The 10,171-nt window shown below is 67.8% G+C and carries 10 protein-coding genes; 3 read left to right on the forward strand and 7 right to left on the reverse strand.

What is annotated here, in order from left to right:
• Positions 1–73: 73 nt before the first annotated feature.
• The 3 genes from QK444_RS24370 to QK444_RS24380 form a co-directional block, all read right to left on the reverse strand.
• Positions 74–1,165, reverse strand: a complete 1,092-nt coding sequence (locus QK444_RS24370; protein ID WP_282784041.1) for a phenazine antibiotic biosynthesis protein — start codon at positions 1,163–1,165, stop codon at positions 74–76.
• Between the two features lie 274 nt (positions 1,166–1,439).
• Entirely contained in the window at positions 1,440–1,643 is a 204-nt protein-coding gene (locus QK444_RS24375; RefSeq protein WP_029927571.1) for a cold-shock protein, read from the reverse strand.
• A gap of 153 nt (positions 1,644–1,796) precedes the next feature.
• Complete coding sequence (locus QK444_RS24380; RefSeq protein WP_282784044.1) at positions 1,797–1,943, reverse strand: hypothetical protein; 147 nt, start codon at positions 1,941–1,943, stop codon at positions 1,797–1,799.
• A 132-nt stretch (positions 1,944–2,075) separates the two neighbouring features.
• Between QK444_RS24380 and QK444_RS24385 the strand changes: the two genes are divergently transcribed.
• The 3 genes from QK444_RS24385 to QK444_RS24395 all read left to right on the forward strand — a co-directional run bounded on the left by QK444_RS24385 (position 2,076) and on the right by QK444_RS24395 (position 4,205).
• Positions 2,076–2,732 carry a CPBP family intramembrane glutamic endopeptidase gene (locus tag QK444_RS24385; protein ID WP_282784046.1) on the forward strand — a complete coding sequence of 219 codons (657 nt, stop codon included), beginning with the start codon at positions 2,076–2,078 and terminating at the stop codon, positions 2,730–2,732.
• 89 nt (positions 2,733–2,821) lie between these two features.
• On the forward strand, positions 2,822–3,055 hold the full coding sequence (locus QK444_RS24390) for a hypothetical protein (protein WP_282784048.1): 234 nt from the start codon (positions 2,822–2,824) through the stop codon (positions 3,053–3,055).
• Between the two features lie 19 nt (positions 3,056–3,074).
• On the forward strand, positions 3,075–4,205 hold the full coding sequence (locus tag QK444_RS24395) for an SPFH domain-containing protein (RefSeq protein WP_282784050.1): 1,131 nt from the start codon (positions 3,075–3,077) through the stop codon (positions 4,203–4,205).
• An 11-nt stretch (positions 4,206–4,216) separates the two neighbouring features.
• Here QK444_RS24395 and QK444_RS24400 read toward each other — a convergent pair whose 3' ends face one another.
• From QK444_RS24400 to betT, 4 genes are all read right to left on the reverse strand, one after another.
• Positions 4,217–4,762, reverse strand: coding sequence for a trehalose corynomycolyl transferase (locus QK444_RS24400; protein ID WP_282784052.1), 546 nt, complete (start codon positions 4,760–4,762; stop codon positions 4,217–4,219).
• Positions 4,763–5,000: 238 nt separating this feature from the next.
• Complete coding sequence (locus QK444_RS24405; RefSeq protein ID WP_282784054.1) at positions 5,001–6,548, reverse strand: GMC family oxidoreductase N-terminal domain-containing protein; 1,548 nt, start codon at positions 6,546–6,548, stop codon at positions 5,001–5,003.
• Entirely contained in the window at positions 6,545–8,059 is a 1,515-nt protein-coding gene (locus tag QK444_RS24410; protein ID WP_282784055.1) for an aldehyde dehydrogenase family protein, read from the reverse strand. The genes QK444_RS24405 and QK444_RS24410 overlap by 4 nt, the downstream gene beginning before the upstream one ends.
• Positions 8,056–10,113: a choline BCCT transporter BetT gene (gene betT, locus QK444_RS24415; protein WP_282784057.1), complete on the reverse strand. Its 2,058-nt coding sequence runs from the start codon at positions 10,111–10,113 to the stop codon at positions 8,056–8,058. The genes QK444_RS24410 and betT overlap by 4 nt, the downstream gene beginning before the upstream one ends.
• Positions 10,114–10,171 lie beyond the last annotated feature (58 nt).

Here is a 10,171-nt window from a genome sequence, read left to right on the forward strand (position 1 = left end):
GTGAGCGGTGTGCGCTCCCGGGAGCGATACGGCCCCCGCGGTCCGAGTGCGTCGATGTACACCGGTTCGCCCATCAGTACACCCCCTCGATCACGGCACTGCCGCCGAACGAGGTCATGGGCGCGACATCGGCGACCGAGCAGCCCGCCGCACCGGGTGGCGGCGACACCTTCATCGCCAGGTCGCGTTCCGGATTATTGGGCAGCAGAGCGTATTTCGTGAGGTGGTGCATGACGACCTGGCCGCGCTCCCCGAATCCGACGTCGTCGCCGGTTTCGGGATCGATCACCTCGAAGGCGAGATACGGACTGGGAGTGTCGAATACGGCCAGTCCGTCGGGGCGCTCCTCGTCCCTTTCCCTGGACATGCCGAGAATGGTGGTGCTCCCGTACAGGCCTGCGAGCGGGATGTCGGGAAAGATCTCCTGCCGGAAGATGTCTCGCGAGTCCGCGTCCATGTGCGCACCGCTCCAGCAGATGAATTTCACCTGCTCGCGGATCCGCTCGACCAGCTCGTCCCGGCGCGCGATCCGCTCCAACAGCGGCGGCGTCGAGATCAGGATGCCGACCGACTGCGTAGTGAGTATCCGTGCCACCTGATCGACCAGATGCTCGGCATACCGTTCGGTGTTCTCGGTGTCGCCCCGGGCGATCATCTGTTTGATCCACCGCGGATCCAGATCGATGGTGAACAGCACCCCGTCGTGTCGGCGCGCGCGCCGCCGCGCGAATTCGCCGAACATGTGTGGCCCGGTCGGCGCGACGGCGAGCGTGTTCATCGGCCCCAACTCCGCGTAGTGGTGCTCGTCCCAGCACAGCGCGAATTCCATCCACGGCTCGAACATGACGAACCGCTTCGGCGCTCCCGTGGTACCGCCGCTCTCGTAGACCCCGGCGATCTCTCGGTCCGCACCCACCAGTCCGCGCGGTACGAGGTCCTCCACCGCGACATCGCGGAACTCGTCGATCACATTGGGAAATCTCCGCAGGTCCGAGAAGGTCCGAATCTCCGCGAGCGGGTCGAATCCCAAGGTCCGAGCCCGGCGCAGCCAGTACGGGCTACCGGTCTCCGGATCGAAATGCCATGCGATCACGGCCCGCACGTACTCGTCGGGTGCGGCCACGGCGTCGTCGTGTGCACTGAGGTCAAGGATTGATGGGCGCATTGCGCGGCCTCCGATGAACGCCCCGCCTCCGGGGTGGTACAGCTCCAGCGCGGCAAGCCTCCCCTCCACCGCCCCGAAACCGTCAGCACCCCAACGCAATCCGATCCGCCGATAGAACCCCCCGATGCCCCCGACCGGCCGCCGCGTTCTGTGCTGTCCGTCGCCCGGAACCAGACTTGGACCGTGGCGCGTCGCGCGACGCTCGCGAACCGCTATGTGCTCCGGAAAGCACGAAACCCGCGCCGATGGCGCGGGTTTCGGAGCTGATCCGCTCTCAGATGGCGCGGACGCTCTGGGCCTGCGGGCCCTTCTGACCCTGCCCGATCTCGAACTCCACTCGCTGACCCTCTTCGAGGGACTTGAAGCCGGAGCCGGAAATCTGGGAGTAGTGGACGAACACGTCGGGGCCGCCCTCATCCTGCGCGATGAAGCCGAAGCCCTTTTCGCCGTTGAACCACTTCACACTGCCTTGCGACATACTTCTCTTGCAACTTCCTGTTGTGAGCCGAGTGATCACATCAACAACCCGTGCTCGCCCCCCAGCATGTCACAGTGCGTCGGCCGAACCTAATCGCATGGTCGAACCGCGGACCGGATCGCCGGAGACGCCGCTGGTCAGAGGCACCGGCGATCAGGTGTTGCGGTGTTCGTCACGTGCGGTGTCGCTGCTGAATACGGGGCGGGACGCGGCCACCTCCTCCTCGGTCGGCGACGAGGTGCTTGCGGGTTCCTCGAGGTGGCTGAAGAGGCCGGACTGCGGTCGATCTTCACGGTTCATTCCTGAAGTCTGCTCCGAAATTCGGGAAAAACACCAATCCTGCGGTCGATCCGCGCGTGCGCGGTGCGTCGGTGGAGGTGTTCCACACTCCGGCGGCGGGCGCACCCGGCTCGGCCGGGCTAGATTCGAGGGGTGTCCATCGACGTCGACATCCGTACTCGGAAGGTATGGCTCGCAGTCGAATACGTGGTGCTGTTCTTCGGCGTCGCCGGTGCGTACGCGGTCGTGCTGCGCGGTGTGAGCCCGCTGCCGGTCCTGCTCGTGGTCGCCCTCGCCGTCACCGCGTACCTGTGCCGCTCCGGTTTCGACCGGCGGTCCTTCGGACGGATCCGCGCGCTCGCCGACGAGGCGCGCTCGATGATCGCGGCATGGTCGGCCGCCGCGGTGGGTCTCGCGATCGTCGTCGCGGTGTGGCAACCGGCCGCGCTGTTCGAGCTGCCGCGCGAGGATCCGCTGCTCTGGCTGCTGATCCTGGTGTTCTACCCGCTGGTGAGCGTCTACCCGCAGGAACTGCTCTACCGCGCGTTCCTCTTCCACCGCTACGCCCCGGTCTTCGGCGACGGACCGCGCATGGTGGCGGCCAGCGCCGCCGCCTTCGGCTTCGTGCACATCCTGTTCGGCAGCTGGATCTCGGTGCTGCTCAGCGGAGTCGCCGGATGCCTGTTCGCCGAACGCTTCCGCCGCACCCGCTCCCTTGTGGCGGTCTCCGTCGAACACGCCCTCTACGGCATCCTGGTCTTCACCGTCGGATTGGGCCAGTTCTTCTACCACGGAGCCACCGCGAACTGAACCGGCGGACAGCCGCACCCCGCATTCCGGCCGGATTCGATTGCATCGCAGGTAATGTCGCGGTGGCGACAGGCGAGGAGTTCAGCCCGATGACAGACCCGGTGCCAGGGTTGACCGGTAGAATCGTGACGCCGGTCCGTGCCGCCGGTGGGATCGGAGAGGTGCTGGTCACCATACGAGGGGGAACCGAACTGTATATCGCCCGTGCCGATGAGGCGCTCGATGTCGGGACCACCGTCCTGATCGTCGCGGTGCATCCGGGGCGGGTGGTGGATGTGGTGCCCTGGATTCCGCTCGACACGGGTGACGACCGAATGTCGTGAATGCGAGGTGGATCGAACCGTGTTGGGCTATCACGTGCCGAATCCGGACGAGGCGATGCTCGTCACCGGTGGGCGGACCAAGGACAATGCTCCCTTCCAAGTCTTCATCGGGCGCGGCTCGTGGGTGATGCCGTTCTTCCGGAAGGTGCGGTTTCTGTCGCTGGCCATGTTCGAGGCCGAGATCAAGGAGCGGTGTGTCACCAAACAGGCCATCCAGCTGGATGTGCGGGCGGTGATCGCCTTCAAGGTGGCCAATGACACCGGGTCGATAGTCAATGCGGCGCAGCGGTTTCTGTCCGAGCACGACCAGGAGATGTCGGTACTCACCGGGCGTATCTTCTCCGGACATCTGCGTTCCATCATCGGCTCGATGACCGTCGAGGAGATCATTCGGGAGCGGCAGCGGCTCGCCGACGAGGTGCTGGTCGCCTCGAAGGTGGAGATGAGCAATATCGGGTTGTGGGTGGATTCCTTCCAGATCCAGTCCATCGACGACGGCGGCCTCGGCTACATCACCGCGCTGGCCGCGCCGCACAATGCCGCGGTGCAGCGCGACGCGCAGATCGCGCAGGCCGAGGCCGCGCAGCGGGCGGCGCGCGCCGAACAGGAGTCGCTGCGCCGCCGCGCCGAGTACGAACGTGAGACCGCGCTGCTGCGCGCGGACTATCAGCGCGATATCGACAAGGCCAATGCCGAAGCGGCACAGTCGGGTCCGCTGGCGGAGGCCATCGCCAAACAGGAGGTGCTCACCGCGCAGGCCGAGCAGGCGCGCAAACAGGCCGAACTGCGCGAGCAGCAATTGCAGGCCGAGGTGGTGAAACCGGCGTTGGCCGAAGCGGAGAAGGTGCGCATCCTCGCCGAAGCCGAGGCCGACCGCACCCGTATTCAGGCGGAGGCGGCCGCGTCCAACAACCGCATCGCCCTCGACCAGTTGCTCATCGAACAACTGCCCGAGATCGTCCGCCAAGCCTCGCACGGCCTGGCCAATGCCAACCTCACCGTGCTCAACGGCCCCGACGGCGTCTCCGAACTGGTCAACAGCATGGTCGGCCAGGGCCTGACCGTCTTCAATTCGCTACAGAAGGCGTTGTCCGCGAGCGAAGACGAGACACCACCGGATTCCGCACCTCGGAAACAGCCCCGTGAGTAGCCGAATCCGGCTCAGCCGACCGTGATCGCGCCGGTGTCGCTGTTCCACTCGATCCAGCCGCCCTGGAACTCACCGCGGCGGCCCTCGTCGCTGTCCTGCTCGCCGGAGGTCGGGAAGCCGAGCCGCCCGTTCTCGTAGCCCAGTTGCGCGTAGGCGTCGAAGATCGCGCCGTACACCGGATAGGTGCCCGCCGGGGAGTGATAGATATTGCCCTGCTGGAAGCGGTTGAAGCGGCCCACCCCGTTCGGTGTCGGCAGCTCGCCGCTCACCGGCCAGCCGAGCGCGGAGGTCGGACCGCCCAGGTTCTCGTATTCGTCACCGATCTGCCCGTACACCTCCCACGCACCGGTGTCGGGTGTCCAGTAGATCGCCCCGTTCGCGAAATCCTGCTGCCGTCCGCCGTCGCGGTCCCGTTCGTCCCCGGTGCAGTCCCCCAGCGGCCCTGTCGGACCCGACACCTCGGCATAGCGCGTCCCGACCGCACCGGTCGGCCAGCAGCACTCGTCGTCCTCGGTCGCGCAGCCCGCGACCCCGAATATCGCCAAAGCCAAGCCCACGGCCACCACCGCGGCCCTCGAGATAGCCGGTAGCACTGTCACCCCGCCTCTCACCGTCTGCACCAGATATACGGATGGGATGACACCGGGGCGAGCGGTGAAACATCCCCTGCGGATACCGCGTGCAGTCCGGGCGTGGCGCGCGGATGCGGCGGTCGGGTATCCGGCGCGGACGACGGCGCACACTATGCGTGTGGCCCGGAACCGACCGGTTCCGGGCCACATCTCCGAGTGAGAATTACCGCCCGGCGACGAGTTCGGCGCAGCGCTCGCCGACGAGCATGACGGTGATGTTCGGATTCACCGTGGTGTGCGCGGGGAAGACCGAGGCGTCGGCGACGCGCAGGCCCTCCACGCCCTTGACGCGCAGTTCCGGATCCAGCGGGCTCATGGCGTCGTCGACCGCGCCCATCCGGACCGTGCCCACCGGGTGGTAGACCGTGTTGTGGGTGCGGCGGATATAGTCGGCCAGCTCCGCGTCCGACTCCGTCTCCGGACCGGGGTACAGTTCGCGCGCCACCCACTCGGACAGCGGAGCGGTGGAGGCGATCTCGCGCGCCTTGCGGATTCCCGCGATCATGACGCGCATATCGTGGCCCTCGGCGTCGGTGAAGTAGCGGGGGTCGACGCGCGGCTTGTCGCGGAAGTCGCGCGAGCGCAGCCGGACGGTGCCGCGGGAGCGGGCGTGGGTAACATTCGGGGTGAGGCAGAAGGTGTTCTCGGCCGTCGGATAGCCCTGCCGCAGCGTGTGCATGTCGAACGGCACACTGCCGTAATGCATCATGAGGTCGGGACGGTCGAGTCCGTCGACGGTGGTGGTGAAGATCCCGGCCTCCCACCACTGGGTGGATCGGTCGACCATCGGCCGCGTCGTCTCGAAGCCGATGACACCTTCCGGATGGTCCTGCAGATGTGCGCCCACGCCGGGCGAGTCCACCAGCACGTCGATGCCGTTCTCGCGCAGGTGATCCGCCGGTCCGATACCCGACAGCATGAGCAGCTTCGGGGTGTCGATGGCCCCCGCCGACAGGATCACCTCGCGGGTGGCGGTGATGCGGGTGGTGCGGCCGAAGGCATTGTCGGTGATGTCGACGCCCACGGCCCGGCCGCCCTCGATGACGACCTGCTTGACCCAGGCCCCGGTCCGGACGGTCAGATTCGGCCGATCCAGGTGCGGATGCAGATAGCTCACCGAGGAGGACGCCCGCACCCCGTCGGGGCGGCGGTTGATCTGGAAGAAGTTGGCCCCGTTGACCACCGTGCGACCGGAATTGAACTCGGCGCGCGGTATGCCGACGGCCTCGCAGGCGTCGAGCAGCGCCACGCCGCACGGATCGTTCGGCGGCACCGTCATGATGTTGACCGGGCCGCTGCGCCCGTGATGGTCGCCCGGCGCGTCATTGGTCTCGATCCGCGGGTACAGCCGGTACACCGAATCCGAACCCCACCCGGTGCAGCCGTGCTCACGCTCCCAGGCGTCCAGATCCTCGCGCGGAGCCCAGAACGCGATACAGCTGTTGTGCGAGGAGCAGCCGCCCAGCACCTTGGCGCGGGCGTGCCGCATGAACGAATTGCCGTTCTCTTGCGGTTCGATGGGATAGTCCCAGTCGTATCCGGATTCCAGCAGTTCCATCCAGCGATCCAGCCGCAGGATGGCGTCGTCGCCCACATCCGACGGCCCGGCCTCGAGCAGGCACACCGTCACCGCCGGATCCTCCGACAGTCGGGAGGCGACGGCCGCGCCCGCCGAGCCGCCGCCGACGATCACATAGTCGTACTCGGTCACTTCCGCTCCCCTCGGTCGGCGAACCAGCCGGTGACGCCCGGCCGGAGGTTCTCGTAGACGTGTTTGGCCTCGCGGTACTCGTGCAGGCCGGACGGTCCCAGTTCGCGGCCGACGCCGGAGTGGCCGAAGCCACCCCATTCGGCCTGCGGCAGGTAGGGGCCGAAATCGTTGACCCACACGGTTCCGTGCCGCAGCCGCGCCGCGATCCGGCGGGCCCGCGCGGTATCGGACGACCACACCGCCCCGGCCAGCCCGTATTCGGTGTCGTTGGCGATGGCGACCGCCTCGTCCTCGGTGGTGAAGGTCTCCACGGTGACGGTCGGTCCGAATGCCTCATCGTGCACGCAGGCCATCTCGCGGGTGGCCCGGTCGATGACGGTCGGCCGATAGAACCAGCCGTCGTCGAGACTGCCCGAGCCCTGGTCGCCGGTGGCGAACGCGCCGCCGGTGCGGATGACGGCCCCCTCGGCGCGGGCCTGTTCGACGTAGGCGTGCACCTTGTCGCGGTGCGCGGCCGAGATCAGCGGCCCGGTCTCGGTGCCCTCGGCGAACGGGAGGCCGAGCCGGATCTGCTCGGCCCGCCGGACCAGCTCGTCGACGAACCGGTCGTGCGCCGACTCCTCGATGACCAGCCGCGCCCCCGCCGAGCACACCTGACCGGAGTGCAGGAAGGCGGCGTTGAGGGCATTGTCGACGGCCGCGGCCAGGCGCTCGCGGGTGTCGCAGGCATCGGCGAAGATCACGTTCGGGTTCTTGCCGCCCAGCTCGAGCGCCACCTTCTTGACCGTCGCCGCGGCCTCGCGGGCGATGATCCGGCCGGTGGCCAACCCGCCGGTGAAGGAGACCATGTCGACGTCCGGATGTGCCGAGAGCGGCGCTCCGGCCGTCGTGCCCGCACCGAGGACCAGATTGGCCACGCCCGCGGGCAGGTGCAGCTCGTCCAGCACCCGCATGAGCAGGATGGCGGTGTGCGGCGTCAGCTCGGACGGCTTCAGGACGAAGGTATTGCCCGCGGCCAGCGCCGGGGCGATCTTCCACGCCGCCTGGAGCAGCGGGTAGTTCCAGGGCGTGATGAGCCCGCACACACCGACCGGTTCGTACACGATGCGGGAGTCCACATCAGGGGAACCCGCGTCCACCACCCGGCCCGCGTCCTCGGCCGCGAGCTTGCCGAAGTAGCGGAAGCAGTTCGCGATATCGGACATGTCGATATCCGACTCGTAGGGCCGCTTGCCGGTGTCGAGGGTTTCGGCGCGCACGAAGTCCGCGCGCTGGGCGTCGATGGCGGCGGCCACCGCCAGCAGCAGATCGCCGCGCTCGGCGGCCGAGGTGTCGCGCCAGGGCCCGCGGTCGAAGGCGCGCCGGGCCGCCGCGATGGCCGCCTCGGTATCGGCGGCATCCGCCTCGGAGACCACGCCGACCACGGAATTGTCGGCGGGGCAACGGATCTGGCGGGTCTTGCCGGACTTCGCGGCGCACCAGGAACCGTTGATGTACAGGGTGTGACTCATGCGGTGGGTGTCCCTTCAGGATCGCTGACGGTGACGTCGGCGTCGCTCGGTGTCGGCTCGTGGGTGTCGGTCGCCGAGCGGCGCAGATGCAGATAGCCGAGATGGCGTTCGTACTGGTCGAGAATGTCGCCGATGACCTGCTCGCGGGTGTAGCCGTTGAGCGAGTAGCCCTGCGATCCCTCCGCGAGGTACACCTCGCAGCGGAAGTAGCGGTCGTCGGAGCGCTGCGAGAGCACCGCGTAGCTGGGTGTCGGCGCGGACACCGGCCACACGCAGTACTCGAATCCGGGTTCGCTGGCCTGGTCGACCACCAGTCGCGGCGACGAGATCCCCTCGTGCCGGCCGGATTCGTCGACCGTGGCGGTGACGCCCGCGCGATCGAATTCGGCCGCCACCTCCCGCATGGCTGGAACGATGGTGTTGGCGACGAACTTCCGGGTGGCCCCCGGCCCCGGGTACTGGATGGTGGCCAGCAGGCGGCGACGCCAGCTGCCGTGCTCGGACGGTCCGCGTCCGGCCGCGATGGCCTTCGGCAGGGTCGTTCGGTAGCTGTCCAGCTTGAGCGATTCGTTGCGCACCGAGCGCAGCAGCGCCACGCCGATGAGGGCGAGCACGAACGAGAACGGCAAGCCCATGATGATGGTGGCGTTCTGCAGGGTGGTGATGGAACCACCCGCCCCGGCGAACAGCATCGACAGCGTGAGCAGGCCGATGGCCAGCGACCAGAAGATACGGGTGCTGCGGGCGCAGTCCGCCATCGGATCGGGCAGTTTCGAGGTGAAGTTGCCCATCACCAGCGAACCGGAATCGGCGCTGGTCACGTAGAACAGCAGCCCGGTGATGGTCGCGATGCCGAGCAGCAGCGGCGCGCCCGGGTACTGCTCGAGCAGCGAGTAGAACCCGGCCTCGGCCCGGCTCGCCGTGGTCAGCGCGAAGTCCTCGTCGTCGCGGGCGAGTTCCAGCGCGCTGTTGCCGAAGATCGAGATCCACAGCAGGATGAAGCTGAACGGTACGACCAGGACGCCGAAGATGAACTGGCGCAGGGTGCGTCCGCGCGAGATGCGCGCCAGGAACAGTCCGACGAACGGCGCCCACGCCACCCACCACGCCCAGAAGAACAGCGTCCAGGCGTCGATCCAGGCGGTCGGCTCGTTCGCCGTTTCCGGGTTGCGGTCCCAGGCGAAGGTGTCGAGGGTGCGGTCGAGGAACGTCGACAGGTAGTCGCCGACATTCTGGGTGAGCCCGTTGAGCAGGAAGTCCGTGCGGCCCGCCACCAGGATGTAGACCAGCAGCACGATGGACAGGATGACGTTGAACTCCGACAGCCGCCGGATGCCCTTGTCCACGCCCGAGGTCGCCGAAATGGTCGCGATGATGACCGACAGGGCGATGAGGCCGATCTGCGCCGCCTTACCCTGCGCGACGCCGAACATCTCGTGCAGGCCGTAGTTGAGCTGCACAATGCCGATGCCCAGCGAGGTCGCGATACCGAAGATGGTGCCCAGCACCGCCGCCACGTCGATGGCGTCGCCCCAGCGGCCCTCCACCCGCTTGCCGAAGATCGGGTACAGCGCCGCCCGGATGGTGAGCGGCAGATTGTGCCGGAAGGCGAAGTAGGCCAGCGCACCGCCCATGAGCGCGTACATGGCCCAGCCGGTGATGCCGTAGTGGAAGATGGTCCAGGTGGCGGCCTCGCGGGCCGCCTCGTTGGTCCCGGCGGTCCCGGTCGGCGGGTGCAGATAGTTGTAGACCGGTTCGGCGACCGAGAAGAACATCAGGTCGATGCCGATGCCCGCCGCGAAAAGCATTGCCGTCCACGTGAACAGGCTGTACTCGGGGCGGGACTCCTCCGGTCCCAGCCGGTAGCGGCCGTACTTGCTGGCGCCGATGAAGACGACCAGGCCGACGATGACGGTGGCGAGGATGATGTACCACCAGCCGAACCAGGTGGATATGAACGTCTTGACCTCACCGACCACGGTCTCGGCGCTCGAGGGTGAGGCGAGCGCCCAGATCGCGAACGCGAGAACAATGCCCGCCGCGGTGAAGAACACCGGCCGGTTGACCGACCCGCGGCCCGCCTCGGGATGAGGCGGGCCCTCGGCTTCGGTT

Origin of the sequence: Nocardia sp. CC201C, from assembly GCF_030010695.1 — a bacterium.
In the GTDB taxonomy this organism is placed as follows: domain Bacteria; phylum Actinomycetota; class Actinomycetes; order Mycobacteriales; family Mycobacteriaceae; genus Nocardia; species Nocardia otitidiscaviarum.